We start from the raw sequence: 23,660 nt of genomic DNA, 5'->3' as shown, positions 1-23,660 counted from the left end.
GCTAATAGCTAAAGTCCTCTCAAGAGGACTGATGAATTGTGCAGTCCTCTTGAGAGGACTTTAGCTTTGAGGCAGGGGTTTCAACCCCTGCCGGACTATCGGTTTTACGTTAAGTTGTCAGTAATGGTTTCTGCCTGGGAACCAATTAAGCTACAATCAAATTATCCAGGCTCAAATTATAAATTTAGCCGAGAAGCTATGCTAATAACAGAAGCTGCTTTCATGCTCCGTAAATGGACAGTTAAAGAGTATCACAAGCTGGGAGAAATCGGAATTTTTAACCCAGAAGAACGACTCGAATTAATTGAAGGAAATATTATAAAAATAAGTGCAAAAGGAACTCTTCACGCTGCCGCCACTAGACGCACTGCGACGCTGCTGCACAATCTTGTGGGAAATCAGGCTGCTATTTATAATAAAAGCCCGATCGCCCTTGATGACAATTCCGAACCCGAACCGGATATCGCCGTAGTCAGAATCGATCCTTTTGACTATGCGACTCACCATCCGACTCCCTCAGAGGTATATCTCATTATCGAAGTGGCAGACAGCAGCTTAACTTTCGATCGCGAAATTAAAGCCAAAGCTTACGCGCGATCGGGAATTGCCGATTATTGGGTGCTAAATGTGGGCGATCGACAACTCCACGTTTTTCGAGAACCTACTGAAAATGGGTATCAAAGCGAAGTATTTCTTGGGGAAACTGCGAGCATTTCACCGCTCGAATTTCCCGCTTTCAATATCGCAATTCTGGCAATGTTGCCCCCTCTGGTATCAAATTGAAAACGGCTGTATCAATTCTCTTTATTTGTGAATTATGTTTTTTTTATTAACCGCAGAGGGCGCAGAGGGCGCAGAGAAAGAGAAGAGATAGAGATAGAGAGAATGGCTTTTCCCTTCGCGATCGCCTATTTATGCGTTCAGGACTACGATCGGTATTTTGCGTTTTGGTGATAGCTGTTTAAATCACTGTCCAGTGACCAAATAAACACTTCACTCATGGGGAAACGCTGACATGACTTATTAAATTCTTCAATGATACTGAGATCGCCGAAGCTAGTTCCTTCATACTTATCAGGTGCTTTGTTTCTGCCAGCTAAATCAGGAAAATTGTCAATCCACAGTAGTATTTGTTCTGTATTTGGGAATTGAGTAAGTGACCAAGGAGCTTCACCCTTAAATGCAGCTTTAACTTCTTTAACAAAACGCATGGCTGTTTTCCTTCGCATTGTACCGTCGCCATTCTGGGCAATGTGGTTGCCTGTTTCTACTATGGTTGCCATCGGTAACAAAAAAGTACAACCAGATTCAGCATAAATCTTAAAATCTTCTAGGACTAATGCCCTATCCTGATTGCAGTTGGGAACATTAAGAAAGTTGAGGAAAATGCTAGTATCGATTAGGCAAATACTACTCATTCCCCGTACTCCTGCAAACGAGATAGCCATGCCATTGCTTGCTGTTTTCTCTCATCAGGCGTGTGCGGCGACTTGACAAACCGATCGACTACTCCAGCAGTTACCAATTGACCAAGAGGGCCTTGCGATATCAGGCTAGGATAGTCATACATATCTCCGAGTCGTATAAGGCGGCTATCCCCTGCTTGGGGATCTCGGTAACAAAACACTACATCACCGAGGGCCTCGTCAGGTAAGGCATCCATGAGAGCGGGGTTATGAGTAGAAAGCAGCACCCGCAAATTACGACGCTCGGCAATATCTCGAATGCAGGTTAGTAGATGTTTGGCGCGGTTGGGATGAACCCCATTATCGATTTCTTCGATGACTACTAAACTACCTTCGGTTGCTGATAGCATGGCTGCTGTAATTGCTAACACCCGCAAAGTGCCATCTGATAACAAAGCAGCCTCGCAATAGCGCGGTTTGCTACCAAAGGTTTCTGCTAGCCTCACCATCACTTCATCTCGCGGACCCGAAATGAAATCTAGCTTTTCTATAGCCTGTTCTGGTAAGCTCTGAATCAAGTTTAAAATTGTTTTTTGATTGTCTGGTTTATTTTCCCATAGGCGAAACAAAACACTGGAAAGATTAGTGCCATCCTCTTGTAAGCGTTTATCGGATTTGAAACTGTACTCGCGCATTTTGGCGGGAACGGGATCGAGAAATAGGATGTTTTGTAATACTCTTTGATATTCGCGGACTGTTTCAGGAATGACTTTTTGGGATTTAGGGTTTTTTGCATCAAAACGAGCAGGTGTGTCTAATTGAACAAAGATCGCCATTTGATCGCTGCAAATTACTCGTGGCTTATTTTTTCCTTGGGTAAAGTTGTTATAGGAAACATCAACATCCGTCCCTATTCCTTGAGATGGTTTATTTAGCTCATATAGAGGTATTTGACTTGTTTCAGTTGTCGAGCCAACAATCCGCTCACTACTAATATGCAGTTCTCCCTCACGCACATTGAGGGTTATATCAAGTTGGTTCCATTTTGTTGAGTCTAAATGGCAACCGATGGTAAAATTTGACTCTCCTTGATAAGATAAATCATCGACTCGACCGCGTATAATGCGATCGGCATTATTGACCGCATATTGAATAGTGGTGAGTTTTTGACCTTGTGCCAACCATGACAAAAACCGCAAAGCTTCAATTGCATTACTTTTGCCTGCGGCGTTGGCCCCGATGAGCACAGTCAGCGCTCCAAGCGGTAATCGGCTTGTTTTGTAACTCTTGAAGTTTGCGAGGGTAAATTCTGTTAGCATAGTGTCGATCGGGAATTGCCGATTATTGGTGTTAAATGTGAATTAGCGACAATTTCATGTTTTTCGATAACCTTTTGTGAATTATGTTTTTTTATTAACCGCAGAGGGCGCAGAGGGCGCAGAGAAAGAGAAGAGATAGAGAGATGGCTTTCTCTTTCAACCGCCGATTCTTCTCTTCCCTTCTTTATTCCTAATCGCTTTCTAGAATGCTTGCGAGCAAAGCTTGCTGAGCGTGCATCCGATTTTCTGCCTGATCCCAAACGCGCGATTGACTGCCTTCTATCACTGCATCGGTAATCTCTTCATCCCGGTGTGCGGGCAAACAGTGCAATACAATTGCATTCTTATCTGCTAACTTCAGCAATTGTTCGTTTACCTGATAGGGCTCAAACAAAGGAATCCTGATTTTTGCTTCCTCTTCCTGTCCCATACTCGCCCAAACATCAGTATAAATCACTTGAGCATTCTTCACAGCAGCTTCTGCGTCCGCCGTCACAGTAACTTCTGTTTTTCCATTAGCAATATTCTTAGCTTTTTCCACTATCTCAGCATTCGGCTGGAAATCTTGAGGGCAAGCAATTCTTACATTCATTCCCGTCATTGCACAGCCCAACATCAGCGAATTAGCCATATTATTGCCATCGCCCAAATAAGTCAGAGTCAATCCTTCTAGCTTGCCAAAACACTCTTTTACTGTCATTAAATCTGCCAGCACTTGGCAGGGGTGTTCGTCATCTGTCAGCGCATTAATAACAGGAATCTTTGCATAGTTAGCAAAAGTTGCTAAGTCCTTTTGCTCGAAAGTCCGAATCGCCAAAATGTCTAAATATCTGTCTAACACCCTGGCTGTATCTACCAAAGGTTCACCGCGGCTGACTTGGGTAACGTTGGGATTAAGGTCAATCACTTGCCCTCCCAATTTATACATTGCTACCGTAAAACTTACCCGCGTTCGCGTTGAAGCTTTGGAAAATAACAAGCCGAGAACTTTATTGCGTTTCAGCTTGACCATTCCCGATTTTAAACTGGCTGCTAGATCCAGCAAATAATTTAATTCGTCAATGCTTAAATCTGCCAGACTTAATAAATCTCGCCCTTTTAAGGAATCCATGCTTTCCCCCACCCACAAATTTTTAACTGTGTCTTAAATCTTAGCCCGCAGAGGTGAATTTTGTTTCTGTAATCCCTAGTTGGCCTCTGCGGGTAAGGTTTATGCGGGCAATTGCTCGATCGCGCGATCGATCGAATCGCAACCTTGTTCCACTGTTTCTACCACAGCCAACACGCCCCGCAATTCCCCAGCACCGGGGAAACCCTTAGCATACCAGGTTAAGTGCTTGCGCGCTTGGCAAACACCGCTTTCACCTTTATATTCCCACAAAGCCCGCAAATGTTCCTTAGCACATTCGAGGCGTTCAATTGGTGTCGGAGCTATCTTTTCCACACCCGTTTTCAAGAAATAATCAACTTCTCCCACCAAAAAAGGATAGCCCAATGTTCCCCGCGAACACATCACTCCATCAGCGCCGGTTTCTTCCAGACATCGCATCGCTGCTTCCACTGAAAAAATATCCCCGTTAGCAATAACTGGAATCGATAAAACTTCTTTCACTCGGCGAATCCACTCCCATTTTGCCGGGCCGGTGTAACCTTGCGATCGAGTGCGGCCGTGCACGGTAATCATTTTTGCTCCCGCATCTTGCATCCTTCGAGCAAATTCCAAAATATTAATTTCTTTGTCAGTCCAACCGATCCTAGTTTTAACGGTGACAGGAACCTCTACCGCTTCCACCACAGCCCGCACAATTGCCTCGGCCGTTTCCGGATCTCGCAGCAGGGAAGAACCGCCGCCGTTTTTAGTAATTTTGTTAACCGGACAGCCCATATTAATATCAACAGTATCTGCTCCTTCGGCCACAGCTTTCTGGGCTGCTTCTGCCAAGAAATCCGGCCGGCAGTCAAACAATTGAATGCTAATCGGGCGTTCGTTCGGGTCAACTTCCATAATTCTCGGCAGTTGCTTGACGTAGTGCAAACCCGTAGCGTTCACCATTTCCGTGTACATCATCGAATCCGGCGCGTAGCGGCGCACCAGGCGGCGAAATACCAAATCGGTAACGCCGGATAAGGGCGATTGCAGGACGCGGCTTTTAACTTCAAAATCGCCGATTTTGAGCGGAGTTGCTAACCTTTCTTTTAATTCGGGAGATAGAGCAAGCATAGTCGATCGCACTTTAATTCTAATATCTGTATATTATACTACACTTCAGATAGTTGACTGTTGTTAACTATATTTTTAGCCGATTATTGAGTGACAGCTAAAAGTATATTTAACCTGACCGCAATGCCTATTTTACACCTCCCGATCGCCCGAATTTGAATATTGTGAAACCAGGGCCCAAAGCCCAACCCCGACTACACTTAAATCTCTGTGCCACTTCGATCTATCTATGGGGTGTGGCCATTAATGGGGGATCTACCTACTAAGACTGTTGCCCAAGTCATATTTTTATTGTTTAATTCTGCCGAATGCTCTGCCTGCCTTCGGCTCCGGCTGCCTTCAGACGATTAATGCTTAAATTTATTAGGATTCTGCAAAAGCCGTACATCAGATCGTTTTAAACTACAATTGGTGGATTCCTGACGACCCCGATCGAACATTAAAAAAATTGTAGAGAATTCCTATGGACGCCGCAGCACTCTGGCAACGCTATCAAGACTGGCTTTACTATCACTCTGGATTGGGACTTTACCTCGATATCAGCCGCATGGGATTCGACGACGCTTTCGCAGCAGAACTCAAGCCCAAATTTGACAAAGCTTTCAAAGACATGGCAGCCTTGGAAGCAGGTGCGATCGCCAATCCCGACGAAAACCGGATGGTGGGCCACTACTGGCTGCGAAACCCTGATTTAGCTCCCACTCCAGAATTAAAACAAGAAATAGTCGAAGGCATAGCACAAGTCGAAGCATTTGTCAAGAAAGTTCAAAACCGCGATATTAAACCGCCATTTGCTCCGCAATTTACCGACATAATTTCGATCGGCATCGGTGGTTCGGCCCTGGGCCCCCAATTTGTCGCCGAAGCTTTATCCCCAGACATTCCGCCCCTAGCAATACATTTTATCGACAACACAGATCCGGCTGGGATCGATCGCATCCTTAACAAAATTAAAGACAAACTCGCCAGCACCCTAGTAATTACAATCTCCAAATCCGGCGGCACCCCCGAACCCCGCAACGGCATGATCGAAGTTCAAAAAGCCTTCGCCGCCCAAAAACTGGATTTTGCCAAACAAGCAATTGCCATCACTGGAACAGACAGCAAACTAGACAAATTAGCCAAATCCGAAGGCTGGATTGACAGCTTCCCGATGGCCGACTGGGTGGGAGGGCGCACTTCGGAACTGTCAGCAGTAGGACTTTTGCCAGCAGCTTTGCAAGGCATCGACATTCAGGCGATGCTCGATGGTGCTAAAGTCATGGACGAAGCTACCAGAATTCCCGACATTAAAAATAATCCCGCCGCCTTGTTAGCAATGTCCTGGTATTTTGCTTGCAACGGACGTGGCGAGAAAGATATGGTAGTTTTGCCGTATAAAGATTCACTGCTATTGTTCAGCCGCTACTTGCAGCAATTAGTCATGGAATCTCTAGGCAAACAGGAAGATTTAGACGGCAATACAGTTCATCAAGGTATCGCAGTTTACGGCAACAAAGGCAGCACCGACCAACACGCCTACGTCCAGCAACTGCGAGACGGCGTGCCGAATTTCTTCCTAACATTTATCGAAGTTTTGCAAGACAGGCAAGGCATTTCCCCAGAAGTAGAAACCGGCGTAACTTCGGGAGATTATTTGTCTGGTTTGTTGCAGGGAACTCGACAAGCTTTGTACGAAAATCACCGAGATTCGATTACTGTCACAATTCCCCAAGTCAACCCGGAGACAGTAGGAGCATTAATCGCCCTCTACGAAAGAGCCGTAGGTTTTTACGGTTCCTTGGTGAATGTCAATGCCTATCACCAGCCAGGGGTTGAAGCAGGCAAAAAAGCAGCCGCTGCTGTATTGGACTTGCAGCAACGGGTACTGCAAGTGCTCAAAGACGCCCAACAACCTCTGTCTGTAGCAGAACTAGCCAAAAAAGCAGGAAAGCCAGAGCAAATCGAGACAATTTACAAAACTCTGCGGCATTTGGCAGCAAACGGGCGCGGCGTAGCTTTGGAGGGAACATTAGGGCAGCCTGCTACTTTAACAGCAAGTTATCAACGAAATGGGGTCTAAAACCCTGTCCTTCTAGGACGGCTTTAATTTCTTAAATCCCTTCCTAAAAGTGAGGCAATTTCTAGTATACTAGAGTAGTCAAGGTTAAACTCCTTCGCCATCGTGTATAAAAACAGTTAACGACACACTTTGGCGCGTAAACCGGGGGACAAAGAGCGGCGAAAACTCTATAAACAGCTAGGGGCTTAACACAGTTCCTTTAACCAGAGAAACAAACTATTTAGTCTTGTTAAGTAGGGTAGGGCATACCCGAACTCTAGGTGAATATCCTAGTACGCTTTTGGAGATAGACCCTAGGCGGGTGACTGCGAATCGGGCTCGTTAATTGGTAGGCTTTCTACGGTTAAAAAGTTTGAGTATTGCCGAAAGGACGCAACATTTTAAGGTCAGTCGCTGAATTAAGAATCCCTGTCCTTTAGGTCAGGGAGTGTCAAAAACAGAATTAAACAGTAGAATTAAAAATTAAAAGTGACTAATTTCACTTTTAATTTTTAATGTTTAATTTTTAAATTCCCCTCATGCCCTTGACCATTCTGGTTGCTGACGACGATTTCGCGACTCGCTTGTCGATTACCGATTATCTGGAAATTACCGGATACTCTGTAATCCCTGCTGAGAACGGCAAAGAAGCTTTAGGCTTGGTAGAGGAATTTCAGCCCCACTTGATTGTTACGGACATTACAATGCCCGAGATGGATGGCTACGAATTCGTGCGCCGAGTTCGGACTCGTCCCGCTTTTCGCTTGCTGCCGGTGATTTTTTTGACGGAACGCACGAGCACGCAGGAACGGATTCGCGGCTATCAGATGGGGTGCGACAATTATCTGGCTAAGCCTTTTGAACTCCCAGAGTTGGGGGCGGTAATTCGCTCTTTGCTCGATCGCTACGCCCTAATCGCTCAGGCACCGTCTCATTCCCCAAAACCTGAACCGACGCCAACAGAGGCACGCAGCAGAGCCAACAGCCAGCCAGAAGCGGATTTTTTAACTCACAAGCCAAACACAGGCGATTCCCTACGGGATAGCTCCGCTTCACGCCCCTCTCCCAGCCCAAATTCTCCGAGTTTGACTCAGCGAGAGCGAGAAGTGCTAGATTTGCTCACAGAAGGTCTTTCTAATATTCAAATAGGCGATCGACTCCACCTGAGTCCTCGAACTGTCGAAAAGCACGTCAGCAGCTTGTTCAGAAAAACCGACAGCAACAACCGTGCAGAACTCGTTCGTTTTGCGATGGAACACCATTTAGTCGGTAATTGGTAATTGTTAATTGGTAATTCTTAATTTTTCCTGATTTATAACATACTCCAACAAACCCGCTTGAGCGTCCAGCAGCAAATCAATTACTCGATCGAATCCCTCCGGGCCACCGTAGTAAGGATCTGGCACTTCTTTAAGGTCGTATTTCTGGCAAAAATCGCACATCAGTCGCACTTTATCTTTATACTTTCCAGCCGCATCCAGGGCAAGAATATTGCGATAATTGTCCCGATCCATAGCCAGAATCAAATCAAAATTTTCAAAATCTTTCCTGGTAAATTGGCGGGCTTCGCCTAGCAATTCAATGTCTCGCTTCCTCGCCGCCAATGCCATCCGCCTGTCAGGGGGGCTGCCAACGTGATAGCTAGCAGTTCCAGCCGAATCGCAGGTGATGCGATCGCCCAAACCAGCTTGTTCAATTAAGTGATTCATAATATTTTCTGCTGAGGGCGATCGGCAGATGTTGCCGAGACAGACAAACAATAATTTATAAGACATTAAATTAGTAATTGGTATTGAGTAATTGGTAATTGGTAATTGGTAATTGGTAATTGGAAGGAAGAGGCAAGAATATTTTTCATTCCAATTACCAAGGTTTCCTGCTTCATACCAATCAACCAGTCATTAGCTATCAAGCCGTTATTAAACATCCATCACCATTGACTAATGACTAATGACTGATGACTAATGACTGATGACTAATGACTAACCGAAACCGGGGAGATTTAGTCCACCGGTGAGTTCTTCCATTTTCTCCCGCATCGTCATCGTAGACTTAGCGTAAGCCTCCTGCATCGCCACCGTGACGAGTTCAGAAACCACATCAGCACCTTCACCGAGGGCATCCGGTGAGATTTCCACGCGGCGGGGTTCTTGGTTGCCGCTAAGAAAAACCTTGACCAAGCCGCCGCCGGCAGTTCCCTCAATTTCCATGACATCCAACTCTTCTTGGAGCTTTTTAGCTCCTTCTTGAACCTGCTGAGCTTTTTTGAAAGCTTCAGTCAGTTCTTTCATTTTGCCCAGGCCGAAGCCAAATCCCTGTCCTGATTTTGTCATCAAAATTCCTCGGGTCTGAAACCCCGTCCTTACAGGACGGCTTTACATTTAATTTTAATCCCCTTGCGGGGTAGGGGGGTATGGTTGCCCCCCCCGTGAGGATATGGTTGTCCTCAATCTCCCATTTCTGGGGTAAAGTTAGCTTTGCCAATGTTTTCTGAGCTTGCGCGGGCTAGCAGCACTGTTCCAGTGACCTTAGAACTGTTTAACTACTAGCGACAGAGCAGGGAACTAGCTTCGCATTCGCCCGGTGTCGTGACTCAAAAAACGTAGTCAGTTAAGACGCAAGGCGGGTCAAGATGGCTTGTTAGATTTCTCTTTCAAGCCTCATGCCGTCAGGGCTGAGGTTCTTGACAACTACTTTGTGATGGTGTGTGGGCTGGCAGTCTGCCGTTTCCGTATTACTTCAATGATGCCTTAGAAGGGAAACTCTCCCAGTATTCTAACTTCTGGCTCCAACAACAGCGACCACCGCTGCTCGACTTGCTGTTGAACGTGGCGGATCACTTGAAAAATATCATTGGCCGTTGCCGACCCGCAGTTAAGAATAAAATTAGCATGGCGCTGCGCTACTTGTGCGCCGCCGATCTGATATCCCTTCAGTCCCGCTTGTTCGATGAACCAACCGGCAGTCTTGGGGCCGGGGTTACGGAAGACTGAGCCACAGCTCGGTAAGTGGTAAGGTTGAGTTGTCCGCCGCTGGCTGAAATGGTCATTAGTTTCTGCCATTACTTGCGATCGGTCGAACCCCGGCTGTAACTGGAAAGTCGCTTCTGTTACTAGCCGATCGCCCCCTTGCAGCACCGAAGTCCGGTAGCGGTACTCCAACTCTTGGGGAGTCAGAATTTCCACCTTGCCACCAGGGGATAGGACGCGAGCGTTGACCAGAATATCAGCAGTACAGCCTCTGTGAGCGCCTGCATTCATCACCACAGCCCCTCCCACGCTGCCCGGTATGCCGACTGCCCATTCTAGACCTTTCCAGCCCCGTTTAGCCGCCAACCAAGCAAGGCGGGGAATTGACTCCCCCGCCCCCGCTGTAACTTGACCTGTTTCTGGGTTAAAATTCACCTGTTTCAGGTAGCGAGTGCCGACGACCAAACCGGACAAACCCCGATCGCTCACCAACAAATTAGAACCGGCACCCAGCAGAGTCACAGGCACCCCTTCAGAATCAGCCCAAGCAAAACTCGCTTGCAAAGCCTCCATACTGCGGGGAGCAACGTACCACTCGGCAGGGCCACCGACTCGGAAGGAAGTCAGGCCCGCCAGCGAAACTTGGGAGTTAATCTTGCAATCAGTTCCCCGCAAAGAAATAGGAGAATACACTCGCCGATTGTCCTTAACAGAGGAGTCATTCGAGATAGTCACCATCTTGAAAATCCTTAAAAATACCTTCGCTCGAAGACGTGGTTTAAAATCCATTTAGCTAACTTATGTCGCCCCTTTGAGCGAGCCGTCCGACAGAAGTTTCGGCCCAACGTGCAACGCCATAATGTCGATCGACTCTACTCAGTTCGCGAGCTAATCGGGGCGATCGGCTTGTTGATAAAAAGCCATCACCTCTGGAATAATCTGATTCAGATTACCAGCGCCCAAAAACAGAGCCAAATCCCCCGGTTGCAGATTTTTGGTTAAAAACTTAGTGACTGACTCCAGGGAAGGCGCAAACTCAACCTCTCGGCCTTCTTTCGCAATCAAATCAGCAACCTGCTGCCCGCTAATCTCTCCTAAATTCGGTTCCCCAGCACTATAAATATCGCAAGCCACAACCAAATCAGCATCCCCAAAAGATTGAGCAAATTCTGGCAAAAATGTCAGAGTTCGGCTGTAACGGTGGGGTTGAAAAATTGCAACCACTCTTCGGGATTTGGAATTTTTTTCGCTACCTTCGATACGCAAGCGAGCCGCCGCCAAGGTGACACGAATTTCGCTAGGATGGTGGGCGTAGTCGTCCACAAACAGGATGTCATTGTGAAAGCCCCGCACCTCAAAACGGCGGCGAGCTCCTTCAAAGCCAGCAATCGCTTTGGCAATCGCCGAAAACTCTAACCCCAACAATCGGCCTACTGCTACCGCAGCTAGTGCATTGCTGAGATTGTGTGTGCCGAGCAACTTCAACTCCATTTCCCCCAGGAAAACTCCTCGCTCCCAAATCCGAGCCTTGGTGCTTTCTGCCCCGTACTCCACGCCCGAAGCCGTGTAGTCAGCACCGCTGTCCGGCTGCAAGCTATAACTGACATGAGGCCCAAGGCAGTCTTTGACGATTTGGTCGTCAATGCAGCCCACCAAGGTTTGACAGTTTTGGGCAAACACCTTAAAAGTGTCTATTACCTGGTCAAGGGTATCGTAATGGTCTGGATGATCCAGTTCCACGTTCGTTACTATGCCAATTTTGGCTACTAGCTTAACGAGAGAACCGTCGGATTCATCAGCCTCGGCCACTAAGTAGGGGCCTTCCCCCAAACGGGCATTGCCTTCCCAAGCATTTACCTCGCCTCCTACTACGATGGTCGGGTCTAGACCCGCAGCCATCAGCATGAACCCGATTAAGCTGCTAGTAGTAGTTTTGCCATGAGTCCCGGCTACGGCTATGCTTTGGTAATCTTGAATTAACGCTGCCAACACATCCGATCGATGAAAAATCGGACAGCCCAAATCTAAAGCAGCTCGATATTCGGCATTGGCTGGGTGAATAGCCGTCGAACATACTACTTGAGGCAATCCCGCAATTGCTTGGGCGCTTGAACCGTTGCCGTTCAATTGGACAGCTTTGGCTGTCGCGACAGAAGTCCCTACCGTACCCGCGACTATCGAGGATACTGCCCTTTCCTGTTGCCCGCAGTCGGGACTGCTACCGTTAAGGGCCGTTTGAAATAGTTCAAAATTGCTGGCGTCTTGACTCCAAAAAATATGAGCTCCCATTCCTTGCAAGCGCTCGGTTATGTGACTCGATTTAATGTCGGAGCCGTACACAGGCAACTTGCGTTTAGCTAGAATGTAGGCAAGGGCTGACATCCCAATCCCACCAATGCCGATGAAATGAAATGGTCTACCGCTAAAATCAACAGAACTCGGCATCTTTGCTCCTCACACACCACACCACGCCAATAACACGCGATATCATATCAAGAATTGTTTTTTCAGGATACAGTTCGCTAGAGATTTTGTACAAAATTCTCTGCGCGTCCCTAGATTTGAGGGACTTGTAGAGATGTTTGTCTTGTATCCTATATGACTTAGTACCGAGTAGTTTTCCGGAACAGTCACAGCTCGAAAATTGCAGGTAAGAGAAAACGGGGTCTGGGGCCTGTGCCAATAGACTAATTTTGGGTGGTTGCATACTCCTGCATTCTTTCTATTTCTATCCGCCTGCTGTGCTGGGATACGGCAGCAAAAGCCCCACAACCTTTCTACCAAGATTGAGGGTAAAACCCATAAGGATTTACAAACACTACCACGAACAACAAAATTTCGCTCATTTTGTAGTCATTTATCTACTCCTACGGTTATTTTTTCTTGAAAGTCAGAGATTGACACGATCGCAACTCAACTATAGATAATATGTATTCTCACTTAATTGTATATATACCAAGTTATGCAGTTAGTCGAATAAGTCGAAAAGCGATAGAGTTTACGGTTAAAAGTGTATAAACATAAAATTGGCGCGATGTCTCTACTAATCCTGATTTTGGGGAAATATGGGGAAAATAGCGATTTTGGGGGGGACTTTTGACCCGGTTCACTGGGGTCACGTGTTGGTAGCCGAGACGGCTGCGAGTCAATTTGCTCTCGATCGAGTCATTTGGGTACCGGATCGCTCTCCTCCTCACAAAGAGCGCCCGGATTTGGCAAGTTTTGAGCGGCGGCGGGAAATGCTGGCTTTGGCGATCGGCGATCGCCCAGACTTCGTAATTTCGCCGCGGTCGGCAAATCCCAGAGGCAGTTGTTTTGCGATCGACACCCTGCTGTATTTGCAAAAATTGTATCCTGGCGATCATCGCTGGTACTGGATTATTGGTAGTGACGCACTCCTTACTCTTCCCAAATGGCACCGATGCGCCGAAATTGCCGGGTTGTGCGACTGGTTGGTGGCCCCACGTCCGAGTCACGGAGATCGAGTGACAGCAGAAACCGGGGAGATTGGGGGACTGTCCGAGTGGGGAGATTGTCCGGGTGGAAAACCCCTCGATTTCGGGGGGGACAGGATGCAGGTTCAGGCGACTGCTGTGGGCCGACGAGTTGCCGAACAAATGGCTCTTTTGGACGTGGAAATGCGCTGGGATGTGCTTTCGATGGCTGCGATCGAGATTTCGTCGAGCCACATCCGCCGCTGCTGCGCCGAAAGGATCGACCTCCGCTACTTAGTCCCGGAAGTTGTCGGGACTTATATTGCAGCCCATCAGCTTTACCAGTAACCAGCTGCAGAAAGCCTAATGCCTTCTGCCTTGCAATTTCAGCCTTCTAGAAAAGTTCAAGCTTTTTTGATCGACACAAAAAGTTATAAAGGATCAACCTTTGCGATATGATCTTGTCTCATAAGTCAATTCTTAAATTTTTCCAAAATTTAAGCCTGAGCTAGGGGCTGCCATCATTAGGAGGTACTAAAGTGATTCGAGTCGCGATCAATGGTTTTGGACGTATCGGGCGCAGTTTTGCGCGCTGCTGGCTGGGCAGAGAAAACAGCCAGCTAGAGTTGGTAGCTATTAATGACACTTCCGATCCCAGAAGTAATGCTCACTTGCTCAGATACGATTCCATGATGGGAACGTTGAAGAATGTGGACATCAGTGCGGATGAAAATTCCATTACCCTAAATGGGAAGACAGTTAAATGCGTGAGCGATCGCAACCCGCTAAACTTGCCTTGGAAAGATTGGGGTATTGATCTGATTATTGAAGCGACCGGCGTCTTCGTTGACCAAGCTGGTGCATCGAAGCATATCACTGCCGGCGCTAAAAAAGTGCTAATTACCGCTCCAGGCAAGGGTTCTGAAGTTGGCACTTATGTGATGGGAGTCAACCACCACAACTACAAGCACAGTGACTACACTGTCATCAGCAATGCTAGCTGTACTACCAACTGTCTAGCTCCTGTACTGAAAGTGCTGCACGAAAATTTTGGCATCGTCAAAGGCATGATGACCACTACCCACAGCTATACTGGGGACCAGCGCTTGCTGGATGCCAGCCACCGCGACTTGCGGCGGGCCCGGGCGGCAGCAATGAATATTGTGCCGACTTCTACCGGAGCAGCCCAAGCTGTGGCTTTGGTGATTCCAGAATTGAAGGGCAAGTTAAACGGTATTGCCATGCGCGTCCCGACTCCCAATGTGTCGGTAGTTGATTTTGTGGCTCAGGTAGAGAAAAAGACTTTTACCGAGCAAGTAAATCAAGTGTTCAAAGAAGCTGCCTCTGGCTCGATGAAAGGGATTTTAGAGTACAACGATTTGCCTTTAGTTTCATGCGACTATCGCGGAAGTGATGCTTCTTCGATTCTGGATTCCAGCTTAACGCTGGTGATGGATGGCGACATGGTAAAGGTTTTGGCTTGGTACGACAATGAGTGGGGCTACAGTCAGCGGGTGGTTGACTTGGCTGAATTGGTCGCCGAACGTTGGGAAGCCTAGTACCCGAAGGCAGAAGGTATTAGTCATTCGGCAGAAGGTAAAAAATGCTGATATTTTGTACTTTTGAGTCGATTTCTAGCTGACTGGTTATTTCTGTTTTCGAGCGCTAGAGACTTTTGGCAGTCGATAGTTGGCGAGTACAAAATGAAATATGGTAGGGAGACGGCAGTGGGCAATGGTGTTAACTTAAGCTTTTTGTCCACCAGTCCTCCCGCCCACCCGTTAGTCCGCCAGGGAATGAATTCCCTGTCTAATAGCTAAAGTCCTCTGAAGAGGACTAATGAGTTTTTTAGTCCTCTTCAGAGGACTTTAGCTTTGAGGCAGGGGTTTCAACCCCTGTCGGGCGTTGCTGATTCACGGTATGAAGCAACTTTTCGCTTGATGTTACAAAGCTCAGCCTCCGAGGGCTTATAGCAATTGGGAAATCTTCCATTCATACCTGTATTCAGCAACGCCCCCTGTCGGACTATCGGTGGTACGTTAAGTTGACACCTATGGGCAGTGCGGTGTCCCTACCCGATATCCGTGGGAGACGGCAGTGCGGTGTCCCTAGGATATCCTTATGCTGCTACTCCCAGCTATCGATCATCGAACTTTTTGCAATAATACTTCGATCGGGCTTTCGGGTCTGCTTGATGATAAATTTGTTGTTTGTTTGTAGTAACCGCTTAAACTTGCTCTGGTAAATCCTGGGAAAATCCCAAATATTAAAAAAATAAAAATTCCGACTATAAAAGTTAAAAACCTGGAAAAATAGCAACGGTAGCATCTCATATTTGTAAAAATACTTCTTCTGGCTCCTTCCTTCTTCTGGCTCCTTCCTTCTTCCTCTTTCCTTCTTCCTCTTTCCTTCTTCCTCTTTCCTTCTTCCTCTTTCCTTCTGCCTCCTGCCTCAAAACTCCAATTTCTAGCGGAGGGCTGCAAAGGTGAGATGCTCCCATAGCAACAGCTACGGTGTAGTTTTTAAAGCAAAATGTGATATGAAAAAAGCGTTAATTAGCGGTATATCAGGTCAGGACGGAGCTTATTTAGCTAAACTGTTGCTCGATCGAGGTTATGAAGTTTGTGGCACCTCCAGGGACGCCCAAATTTCTAGTTTCGGAAACCTGGCCCGTTTGGGCATCCGAGACAGAGTAAAACTAGAATCCATGTCTCTTAACGATTTTCGCAGCGTTTTGCAAGTGCTTGCTAAAATAGAGCCCGACGAAGTGTACAATCTAGCAGGTCAAAGTTCCGTCGGTCTGTCTTTTGAACAGCCCGTAGAAACCCTCGAAAGCATTGCCACAGGCACATTGAATCTCTTAGAAGCAATTAGGTTTACAGGCGGAAAAATCAAACTTTACAACGCCAGTTCTAGCGAATGTTTTGGGGATACCCGAGGCAATCCAGCGGATGAAAATACGCCCTTTCGCCCCAGAAGTCCTTACGCCGTGGCAAAAGCAACAGCATTTTGGGAAGTAGCGAATTATCGGGAAGCGTACAATTTGTTTGCGTGTTCTGGTATTCTGTTCAATCACGAGTCGTCGCTGCGGCCGGAGAGGTTCGTCACCCAAAAAATTGTATCTGTTGTGTGCCGAATTGCTGCGGGTAGTTCCGAAAAACTGCATTTGGGAAATATTTCAGTGCAGCGGGACTGGGGTTGGGCGCCGGAATATGTGGAGGCGATGTATTTGATGTTGCAGCAGGAAGAACCGGACGATTATGTAATTGCCACGGGTGTAAGTTATCCTTTGGAGGAGTTTGTGCAGACAGCGTTTGTTGCTGCGGGTTTGGATTGGCAGGAACATTTGGTAACGGATGCGAGTCTATACAGACCGACGGATATTGCTGTGGGGAGGGGAAATCCGGCTAAGGCGAAGCAAAAGTTAGGGTGGGAGGCGAAGTATAAGATGCCTGATGTGGTGCGGATGATGGTGGAAGCGAGGATGGTTTGAGGGAAAAGTATGGGGTGAAAATATGGAAGGAGAATATACGACAGCTAAGGAGTGGTATAAAGCCAATCGCCGAGAGTTGAAGAAATATCGGGGTCAGTGGATCGCTTATACTAACCGAGGGGTGATTAGTTGCGATCACGATTATCGAAAGATGAAGGATGCGATTCCGACTGATGTGCCTAATTTAAGTTATGTAATCGGTCGTATATATGAAAGCGAGTTTGTTGAACCAGTCAGGTTTTATCCTGTTAGAATGAGGGCATTAAAGGCTCATGATTGGCAGCCAAGATATGAACTGCATCTAAAAGCTCAAAACTCCGCAAGAGTCGAAATGCTGGTGGATTCTGGAGCCGAACTCAGCTTAATTACTAAGCAGCTTGGTGAAGATTTGGGTTTGAGTAGAACTACTGGAGAGATTATCAGTAAAGCTGAGGGAGTTGGCGGCAGTATTGAATATCTGTTACGAGATATTGAAATAGAGCTGGATGGTCATAATTTTACTGCGCCTGTGGCTTGGGCGCAAACTGATTTTTGTGAGGAAATAGTTTTGGGGAGGGAAGTAGTTTTTGATTTGTTTGATATAGAATTTAAACAGGCTGAGGAGATGATTGTTTTTAAGCTGCGATGACAGTGAAGTACCTCGATCGAGTTTAAGTGAATTTTTATTCAGTAGGGTTAAAGCAAATATATCCAATTCAATGAGAAAACTTTTTTGTTGCAGCGGGATCGCTCTTTGTGGTATAACCTTTCGCTCTTTGTGGTATAATCTTTGAGGTGATATTGATATTGGCAAAGTTTAGACTGGTCATTTTTTAGATGAATACGGAAAAATTAGAAAAAATTAAAGCTGATTTGGAGCGATCGCGCTCTTGGTTGCAACAAGTTCAAGCAGAATTAAAGGTTTCTCAGCAAGAAACACAATATTCACTCCTAAAGATACCTAAATCATCAGTAGAAATAATCTCTGTTCATGTCCCCAAAACAGCGGGTTCTTTTTTCAACTCCGTTCTCCAGCAAGTATATGAAAAAGACTTATTCAATGACTATAAAGAGCAGATACACGCAGTGCTCTTTCATGTACTTAAGACAATTCCTCAAGCTAAATCAGAATTGATAAATAATTTGATTAGTGCAAATATCAAAGCAATACATGGTCATTTTCCGATTGCCAAGTATGAAGGATACTTTCCCAAAGCCAAAAGGATAGTCTGGCTAAGAAATCCTATTAAAAGGATAATCTCAACATACTATTTCATTTTGGGTGAACCGGCAACATGGGCGAATGATCGAATTAATAAATCCATAGCAGAGTTCAACCTAGATATCTATGATTTTGTTGAATTACCTGCGATGCAAAACCAAATCTCTAATTACTATTGTAGAGGTCGAGAGTTGAGCGAGTTTGATTTTGTTGGTATTCACGAATATCTTAATGAAGATATAATTGAGTTGAAACATTTAATGAAATGGCCTGATTTTACATCGCAAAGAGTTAATGACAATAAATATCCTAACTACCAGGATCACTTGTCAACTTTGATGAACGATCGTAAGCTAATAGAAAAAATATCCCTTTTAAATAAGGAAGATATGCACCTCTATGAACTGGCATTGAAACTAAGAGAAACAAGGAGGCAATATTAAATGGACTTGCAAAAAATCCGCGCTGAGTTGAAAAAGTCTCAAATATGGCTAGAAAAAATTAAATCCGAATTAGAAGTATCATCTTATACTCATAAATTCACATGATGATTTTCATTTTCATCTTGTTGGTGGACGTGAACCCACTGACATAGATGTTAGCGGATTAGAAAACCAGATAACTTTTTATGGTCAAAAAACAACCGATTTTTTTTCTAATTTTTATTCAGGCATGGATTTGATATTATCTCCGAATAGGCCAGATATTATTCCTGGTGCCTTCGATGGGTTTCCCACAGGAGCTTGTGCTGAAGCGGCCTTGTCAGGTGTAGCATTATTTTGTACTGATTGTCTCAATCTTAACGTTGCCTTTAAAGATCGAGAAGAAATTGTTATAATTAGTTTAAGTGTTCAAGAAATATGTGAAACGATAGAATATTTTTGGCAAAATTATGATAAATTGTCTAATTTGCCCAAGCAAGGACAATTAGCATTCCAACGGGTTTTCAACATTGATTATCAAATGAATCCAAGATTACTCGTAATCTCTGAGTGCATGGGTACAAAATCTTCTCTCAAGTAGAAAAATAATTAACCTTTATGACAAATCAAGCCTCCAAATTAGAATTAGCACAAGTCGGTCAAGATGTGATTATTTGGCCAGAAGCTAAAATTATATCCCCTGAAGTTATTACTATAGGTGACTCCGTAATTATTGACGATTTTGTATTTATCATGGGTGGCAAAAGTACCAAAATTGGTAGTTTTGTTCACATCGCTTCGTTTACCTCAATTACTGGTGGGGGCGAGTTAGTGATGGAAGATTTTACTGGGTTATCAGGAGGAGTTAGAGTTTATACAGGTAATGAAAACTATTCGGGTGGTTGCTTAACTAATCCCTCTGTACCTTATCCTTATCGGCTAGCAACTCGATCCTACGTTCATATTAAAAAACACGCAATTATCGGTGCGAATACGGTGATTTTACCAGGAGTTGTTATTGGCGAAGGTGCTGCTATTGGTGCTAATTCTTTAGTAACAAAAGATTGCGAACCTTGGAAAACATATTTTGGTTCTCCAGCTAAGGCGATTAAGACTCGTCCTCAAAATAAAATCTTAGAGTTAGAAGCTCAGTTGCGTCAAGAATTATATGATGCTAGAGGTAATTACATCCCAAAAAATCAGCGTTAAAATTTTAAATTTAGTGCTATTAAAAACTTAAGACGCTCAATGATGACAAAATCTAACTTAGAAGACTTAGCTATATTTGGCGGTAAGCCAGCATTTAACGAGCCACTCCATGTGGGAAGGCCCAACATAGGCGATCGCGCGTCCCTCCTTCAACGGATCAATGATATGCTAGACAGGAGATGGCTAACCAACAACGGCCCTTATGTGCAAGAATTGGAACAGCGAATCAGTAGCCTACTAGGGGTTAAGCATTGCATCGCCACCTGTAACGGGACAGTAGCGCTGGAACTTGCCATTAGAGCCGCAGGGCTTTGTGGTGAGGTGATTGTACCTTCTTTCACATTCATCGCTACAGCTCACGCCTTGCAATGGCAAGAGATAACGCCTGTTTTTTGCGATGTAGACCCTCGCACCCACACCATCAACCCTTGGCGAGTCGAGGAAATGATTACGCCTCGCACCAGTGGTATTATTGGGGTTCATGTATGGGGGCAACCTTGTGATGTTGAAGCCTTAACCGAGATTGCTCGGAAACACAACCTCAAGTTGATGTTTGACGCTTCCCATGCCTTTGGTTGCTCCTACAAAGGACAAATGATTGGGAACTTTGGTGAGGCGGAAGTCTTCAGTTTCCATGCTACCAAATTTTTCAATACCTTTGAGGGCGGCGCGATCGTTACTAATAACGATGAACTAGCTGCTAAAATACGTTTGATGAAAAACTTTGGTTTTGCTGGTTATGATAACGTTGTTTACATCGGCACTAATGGTAAAATGAGCGAAGTCTCGGCTGCAATGGGATTGACCTCCCTGGAAAGTCTCGATGACTTTATCTCTATCAATTATGCCAATTACAAGCAGTATCAGCATCAACTAGCCGGTATTCCGGGTGTTTCATTATTTACCTACGCAGAAACAGAAAGATGTAATTTTCAATACGTTGTGTTAGAAATAGATGAAAGTCTTACTAAGATTAGTCGGGATTTACTGCTAAGAGTTCTCCATGCCGAAAATATCTTAGCTAGGCGGTATTTTTATCCGGGATGTCATAAAATGGAACCTTATAAGTCATATTTTCCTCATTCGGGCTTACTTTTACCAGAAACAGAAAAACTGGTTCAAATACTTTTAATTCTGCCCACCGGTGCGACAATCAATCGAACAGATATTAACGGTATTTGTAATATTATTCGATTAGTGATTAGTCAAGTCGATAGAATTAAGAGAAAACTTTCTTATGATTGACAAAGAAAAGGCTGAAACCTATTATCCCCGAAGCTTCCCTCCATATTGTACCCCATCTCAAAATTGCTATGTGTTATTTAGATAAGTATAAACAAAAATTAGCATACCTACAAGATGAGTTAGATAGATATCGCTCTGATATTCAAGAATCTCAAGCAGGTTTAGGATTGCCAGAAAAAGAGATAAACCATTCTCCTGATAGCTTATCAATAGAAATAATCTCGGTTCATATCCCCAAAACAGCCGGGTCACTTTTGAGGGGTGTACTACAAAAAATTTATGGAGAAGATCGATGCTTCTTGGAGTATACACCGGTAGACCGGGAGAATCTGTTTCAAGGTTTAGAGAAAATTAGGCCAAATCATAAAGTTATTCACGGTCATACCGCATGGCGATGGATAAGTATGTTTCCCGATGCAAAAAAAATAGTCTGGCTGAGAAATCCTATCGCTAGGATAGTTTCGGAGTATTATTTTATTACTTCGTTTTCTCAAGAAGAATGGGCTCAAGTACCAGGAGGTGAATTTAATCAGCGTATAATTGAAGAAAAATTAGGAATTTCTGAATATATAGAATTTGAATTTTTGCAAAATTCTATGTATCATCATTGTGCTCTAAAATCTGACCTAAATAACCTAGTTAATATTTATAGTTTTGTCGGTCTTCAAGAATTTTTTACCAGTGACTTTATTGATCTAAGTAACTTATTGGGTTGGTCTAATATTGAACTTTGGCAAGAAAATAAAAATCAACACTCTGAGTACGAACAGGGAATAAAAATGGTATTAGATGACAAGAGATTACTCAGTAAAATTATATCCCTTAACCAGAAAGATATGGAACTGTATAGATTAGCTTTAGAGTTAAGGGCAGAGCGTAGAATATTACCTAAATTTATTTTATCTTCTCAAACTAATAGTTTGGGCATACTAATCTGAACCTAATAATGTGTGTTAGTAACTTTTAAATTCCTCTCATTTTTGTAATTAGTTATTTGCACATGATCTACCTCACCGTCACTTTCATATTAACATCAGTCAAGTAGCCACATATTTTCATCCCGATGACAGCATTATGGCTTTCCTATAATTATATCTCTATGTACCATTTTTAGCTAGTTGTTGATTATTACTTGACCGTGTGACGTCTTTGATCTAAAGTAAAAACAGTAATCACATTTAAGTTATTGCTCCTTATGCCTAAAGTATCAGTAGTCATGGCCTCCTACAATCACGAAAAATTTGTCGCTGAGACGATCCAAAGCGTCCTCGACCAAACTTATCAAGATTTTGAATTTATTATTACAGATGATGGCTCGCCCGATCGAACCGTCGATGTAATTAAAAAATTTGACGATCCGCGAATCAAGCTATTTTGCTTTCCGCAAAATCAGGGTGCTTGTGCGGCGATGAATAATTGTATTAATGAAGCGAAGGGAGAATATATAGCTGTCATTAATTCGGATGATGCTTGGTTGCCAGAGAAACTGGAAAAGCAGGTTAGTTTTTTAGATGAACATCAAGAAATTGGGGCGGTATTTACTTATACCCAGATTATGGATGAAAATAGTAATGATTTCCCAGATCAAGAGCATTTTTACAAAAAGGTATTTATCCAACCTAATCGAAATAGATTTCAATGGTTAAAACATTTCTTTTTTTCGGGTAATTGCTTATGTCATCCAAGTGTTTTGATTCGTAAACAATGTTATGCAGTCACCGGAGTTTATGATGAAAGATACGCTCAGTTGCCAGATTGGGATTTTTGGATTAGGCTTTGTATGAGATATGATATTCATATCCTGCCAGAAAATCTAACCAAATTCCGGCTACTGATTAATGAAGCTAATGCCAGTGGAAATAGAACAGATGTGGCAACTCGAACTACTTTAGAAATTAGTCAAGTTTTGAGAAATTATCTAAATCCTTTGGTGATTGAAGAATTCTTGAAAATATTCCCTTTGATGACTAATATACCCGAAGTAGGTGTTTCGGCGAGCATTGGCGAAATTGAAAGAGAATTAGTTCCGTTTTTTCTCGCTAAAATGGCACTACAGATTGAGAATCCCGCACTTAAATATTTTGGATTTGATCTGCTTTATCAGATGTGCAGTAATGCAGAAATAGCGGGAAAGTTGAAAAACAAATATTCCTTTGATTTTAAGAGTTTAACAGGTTTAGCAACTCAGCAAGACATTTTTGGTATAATTTATTCCAGAGCAATTCAAGCGGATTATAACCAAACAAAATCAGAATTAGAACAAACGCGAGCGGAATTAACACAATCTCAGTCAGAATTAGAACAAACGCGAGCGGAATTAACACAATCTCAGTCAGAATTAAAGCAGGCTGAAGTGTTGATGCAGCAAAGCGAAGTTTTGTTAGCACAATATCACCAGCGAGTACAAGAAAATGAAATTATGGTGAAGGAATATCAAGAAACAGCGGAACAAACGCGCTCCGACTTAGAAAACTCACAAGCTCAATTCCTTAATCAACAAGAAGAAAAGGAATTTTATCAGGTAAAATGCCTAAAATCCGAACAAATATTAAAAGAATTATCAGTTCAACTGCAACAAACAGAATATGTTTTACAACAATCACAAGTAAAACAGATGGAAGTTGAGTTCCAAGCTAATCAAGAAAAAAATCAACTATTAAGTTTGTTAGAGCAGTCACAAACTCAACTCCGCCAAACTGA

Annotated in this window: 22 protein-coding genes; 13 read left to right on the top strand and 9 right to left on the bottom strand. The window is 44.3% G+C overall.

Annotation, left to right across the window (positions count from 1 at the left end):
* Positions 1-198 precede the first annotated feature (198 nt).
* Positions 199-783 carry a Uma2 family endonuclease gene (locus QT990_RS03420; RefSeq protein ID WP_333464927.1) on the top strand — a complete coding sequence of 195 codons (585 nt, stop codon included), beginning with the start codon at positions 199-201 and terminating at the stop codon, positions 781-783.
* Positions 784-926: 143 nt separating this feature from the next.
* On the opposite strand, the gene QT990_RS03415 is transcribed toward QT990_RS03420, so the two are convergent.
* From QT990_RS03415 to dusB, 4 genes are all read right to left on the bottom strand, one after another.
* A complete protein-coding gene (locus tag QT990_RS03415; protein WP_333144605.1) occupies positions 927-1,418 on the bottom strand; it encodes a hypothetical protein in 492 nt (163 codons plus the stop codon).
* Complete coding sequence (locus QT990_RS03410; protein ID WP_333464926.1) at positions 1,415-2,725, bottom strand: AAA family ATPase; 1,311 nt, start codon at positions 2,723-2,725, stop codon at positions 1,415-1,417. Before QT990_RS03410 ends, QT990_RS03415 begins: the two co-directional genes overlap by 4 nt.
* Before the next feature lie 190 nt (positions 2,726-2,915).
* Positions 2,916-3,836: an ornithine carbamoyltransferase gene (gene argF, locus QT990_RS03405; protein ID WP_333144607.1), complete on the bottom strand. Its 921-nt coding sequence runs from the start codon at positions 3,834-3,836 to the stop codon at positions 2,916-2,918.
* A gap of 99 nt (positions 3,837-3,935) precedes the next feature.
* Complete coding sequence (dusB, locus tag QT990_RS03400; protein WP_333144608.1) at positions 3,936-4,946, bottom strand: tRNA dihydrouridine synthase DusB; 1,011 nt, start codon at positions 4,944-4,946, stop codon at positions 3,936-3,938.
* Positions 4,947-5,409: 463 nt separating this feature from the next.
* On the opposite strand from dusB, the gene QT990_RS03395 reads away from it, so the two are divergent.
* On the top strand, positions 5,410-7,008 hold the full coding sequence (locus QT990_RS03395; protein ID WP_333464925.1) for a glucose-6-phosphate isomerase: 1,599 nt from the start codon (positions 5,410-5,412) through the stop codon (positions 7,006-7,008).
* A gap of 518 nt (positions 7,009-7,526) precedes the next feature.
* A complete protein-coding gene (locus QT990_RS03390; protein ID WP_333144610.1) occupies positions 7,527-8,267 on the top strand; it encodes a response regulator transcription factor in 741 nt (246 codons plus the stop codon).
* 3 nt (positions 8,268-8,270) lie between these two features.
* Here QT990_RS03390 and QT990_RS03385 read toward each other — a convergent pair whose 3' ends face one another.
* The 4 genes from QT990_RS03385 to murC all read right to left on the bottom strand — a co-directional run bounded on the left by QT990_RS03385 (position 8,271) and on the right by murC (position 12,401).
* The gene (locus QT990_RS03385) at positions 8,271-8,762 is read right to left on the bottom strand and encodes a low molecular weight protein-tyrosine-phosphatase (RefSeq protein WP_333144611.1); all 492 of its coding nucleotides are present in this window, start codon (positions 8,760-8,762) and stop codon (positions 8,271-8,273) included.
* A gap of 207 nt (positions 8,763-8,969) precedes the next feature.
* The gene (locus tag QT990_RS03380; RefSeq protein WP_333144612.1) at positions 8,970-9,320 is read right to left on the bottom strand and encodes a YbaB/EbfC family nucleoid-associated protein; all 351 of its coding nucleotides are present in this window, start codon (positions 9,318-9,320) and stop codon (positions 8,970-8,972) included.
* A 417-nt stretch (positions 9,321-9,737) separates the two neighbouring features.
* Positions 9,738-10,694: a UDP-N-acetylmuramate dehydrogenase gene (gene murB, locus QT990_RS03375; RefSeq protein ID WP_333144613.1), complete on the bottom strand. Its 957-nt coding sequence runs from the start codon at positions 10,692-10,694 to the stop codon at positions 9,738-9,740.
* Between the two features lie 150 nt (positions 10,695-10,844).
* The gene (murC, locus tag QT990_RS03370; RefSeq protein ID WP_333144614.1) at positions 10,845-12,401 is read right to left on the bottom strand and encodes a UDP-N-acetylmuramate--L-alanine ligase; all 1,557 of its coding nucleotides are present in this window, start codon (positions 12,399-12,401) and stop codon (positions 10,845-10,847) included.
* A gap of 620 nt (positions 12,402-13,021) precedes the next feature.
* Here murC and nadD point away from each other — a divergent pair.
* On the top strand, positions 13,022-13,738 hold the full coding sequence (gene nadD, locus QT990_RS03365) for a nicotinate (nicotinamide) nucleotide adenylyltransferase (protein ID WP_333144615.1): 717 nt from the start codon (positions 13,022-13,024) through the stop codon (positions 13,736-13,738).
* A gap of 191 nt (positions 13,739-13,929) precedes the next feature.
* Positions 13,930-14,949, top strand: a complete 1,020-nt coding sequence (locus tag QT990_RS03360) for a type I glyceraldehyde-3-phosphate dehydrogenase (RefSeq protein WP_333144616.1) — start codon at positions 13,930-13,932, stop codon at positions 14,947-14,949.
* Between the two features lie 770 nt (positions 14,950-15,719).
* Here QT990_RS03360 and QT990_RS03355 read toward each other — a convergent pair.
* Positions 15,720-15,890 carry a hypothetical protein gene (locus QT990_RS03355; protein ID WP_333464924.1) on the bottom strand — a complete coding sequence of 57 codons (171 nt, stop codon included), beginning with the start codon at positions 15,888-15,890 and terminating at the stop codon, positions 15,720-15,722.
* Positions 15,891-15,929: 39 nt separating this feature from the next.
* Between QT990_RS03355 and QT990_RS03350 the strand changes: the two genes are divergently transcribed.
* The 8 genes from QT990_RS03350 to QT990_RS03315 all read left to right on the top strand — a co-directional run.
* Positions 15,930-16,883, top strand: coding sequence for a GDP-mannose 4,6-dehydratase (locus QT990_RS03350; RefSeq protein ID WP_333464923.1), 954 nt, complete (start codon positions 15,930-15,932; stop codon positions 16,881-16,883).
* Between the two features lie 22 nt (positions 16,884-16,905).
* Positions 16,906-17,511, top strand: coding sequence for a retropepsin-like aspartic protease (locus tag QT990_RS03345; RefSeq protein WP_333464922.1), 606 nt, complete (start codon positions 16,906-16,908; stop codon positions 17,509-17,511).
* 188 nt (positions 17,512-17,699) lie between these two features.
* On the top strand, positions 17,700-18,527 hold the full coding sequence (locus tag QT990_RS03340; protein ID WP_333464921.1) for a sulfotransferase family 2 domain-containing protein: 828 nt from the start codon (positions 17,700-17,702) through the stop codon (positions 18,525-18,527).
* Positions 18,528-18,756: 229 nt separating this feature from the next.
* Entirely contained in the window at positions 18,757-19,107 is a 351-nt protein-coding gene (locus tag QT990_RS03335; protein ID WP_333464920.1) for a glycosyltransferase family protein, read from the top strand.
* Positions 19,108-19,124: 17 nt separating this feature from the next.
* Positions 19,125-19,715: an acyltransferase gene (locus QT990_RS03330; RefSeq protein WP_333464919.1), complete on the top strand. Its 591-nt coding sequence runs from the start codon at positions 19,125-19,127 to the stop codon at positions 19,713-19,715.
* Positions 19,716-19,754: 39 nt separating this feature from the next.
* Entirely contained in the window at positions 19,755-20,960 is a 1,206-nt protein-coding gene (locus QT990_RS03325) for a DegT/DnrJ/EryC1/StrS family aminotransferase (RefSeq protein ID WP_333464918.1), read from the top strand.
* Positions 20,961-21,028: 68 nt separating this feature from the next.
* On the top strand, positions 21,029-21,898 hold the full coding sequence (locus QT990_RS03320; protein WP_333464917.1) for a sulfotransferase family 2 domain-containing protein: 870 nt from the start codon (positions 21,029-21,031) through the stop codon (positions 21,896-21,898).
* Between the two features lie 257 nt (positions 21,899-22,155).
* Positions 22,156-23,660: glycosyltransferase (locus QT990_RS03315; protein WP_333464916.1), on the top strand; the 1,505-nt coding region annotated here is incomplete at its 3' end.

It is taken from the genome of Microcoleus sp. T3_B1, from assembly GCF_036700445.1.
In the GTDB taxonomy this organism is placed as follows: domain Bacteria; phylum Cyanobacteriota; class Cyanobacteriia; order Cyanobacteriales; family Microcoleaceae; genus Microcoleus.
This window is presented reverse-complemented; position numbering and strand designations above follow the sequence as displayed.

Excerpts from the sequence above, each read along its gene's own strand:
- QT990_RS03350 (WP_333464923.1), top strand. The coding sequence starts at position 15,930 with ATGAAAAAAGCGTTAATTAGCGGTATATCAGGTCAGGACGGAGCTTAT.
- QT990_RS03325 (WP_333464918.1), top strand. The coding sequence starts at position 19,755 with ATGATGACAAAATCTAACTTAGAAGACTTAGCTATATTTGGCGGTAAG.
- dusB (WP_333144608.1), bottom strand. The coding sequence starts at position 4,946 with ATGCTTGCTCTATCTCCCGAATTAAAAGAAAGGTTAGCAACTCCGCTC.
- QT990_RS03330 (WP_333464919.1), top strand. The coding sequence starts at position 19,125 with ATGACAAATCAAGCCTCCAAATTAGAATTAGCACAAGTCGGTCAAGAT.
- QT990_RS03420 (WP_333464927.1), top strand. The coding sequence starts at position 199 with ATGCTAATAACAGAAGCTGCTTTCATGCTCCGTAAATGGACAGTTAAA.
- QT990_RS03390 (WP_333144610.1), top strand. The coding sequence starts at position 7,527 with ATGCCCTTGACCATTCTGGTTGCTGACGACGATTTCGCGACTCGCTTG.
- QT990_RS03415 (WP_333144605.1), bottom strand. The coding sequence starts at position 1,418 with ATGAGTAGTATTTGCCTAATCGATACTAGCATTTTCCTCAACTTTCTT.
- murB (WP_333144613.1), bottom strand. The coding sequence starts at position 10,694 with ATGGTGACTATCTCGAATGACTCCTCTGTTAAGGACAATCGGCGAGTG.
- QT990_RS03385 (WP_333144611.1), bottom strand. The coding sequence starts at position 8,762 with ATGTCTTATAAATTATTGTTTGTCTGTCTCGGCAACATCTGCCGATCG.
- QT990_RS03410 (WP_333464926.1), bottom strand. The coding sequence starts at position 2,725 with ATGCTAACAGAATTTACCCTCGCAAACTTCAAGAGTTACAAAACAAGC.
- QT990_RS03345 (WP_333464922.1), top strand. The coding sequence starts at position 16,906 with ATGGAAGGAGAATATACGACAGCTAAGGAGTGGTATAAAGCCAATCGC.
- murC (WP_333144614.1), bottom strand. The coding sequence starts at position 12,401 with ATGCCGAGTTCTGTTGATTTTAGCGGTAGACCATTTCATTTCATCGGC.
- QT990_RS03340 (WP_333464921.1), top strand. The coding sequence starts at position 17,700 with ATGAATACGGAAAAATTAGAAAAAATTAAAGCTGATTTGGAGCGATCG.
- QT990_RS03395 (WP_333464925.1), top strand. The coding sequence starts at position 5,410 with ATGGACGCCGCAGCACTCTGGCAACGCTATCAAGACTGGCTTTACTAT.
- nadD (WP_333144615.1), top strand. The coding sequence starts at position 13,022 with ATGGGGAAAATAGCGATTTTGGGGGGGACTTTTGACCCGGTTCACTGG.
- QT990_RS03380 (WP_333144612.1), bottom strand. The coding sequence starts at position 9,320 with ATGACAAAATCAGGACAGGGATTTGGCTTCGGCCTGGGCAAAATGAAA.
- QT990_RS03355 (WP_333464924.1), bottom strand. The coding sequence starts at position 15,890 with ATGGGAGCATCTCACCTTTGCAGCCCTCCGCTAGAAATTGGAGTTTTG.
- argF (WP_333144607.1), bottom strand. The coding sequence starts at position 3,836 with ATGGATTCCTTAAAAGGGCGAGATTTATTAAGTCTGGCAGATTTAAGC.
- QT990_RS03335 (WP_333464920.1), top strand. The coding sequence starts at position 18,757 with ATGGATTTGATATTATCTCCGAATAGGCCAGATATTATTCCTGGTGCC.
- QT990_RS03320 (WP_333464917.1), top strand. The coding sequence starts at position 21,029 with ATGTGTTATTTAGATAAGTATAAACAAAAATTAGCATACCTACAAGAT.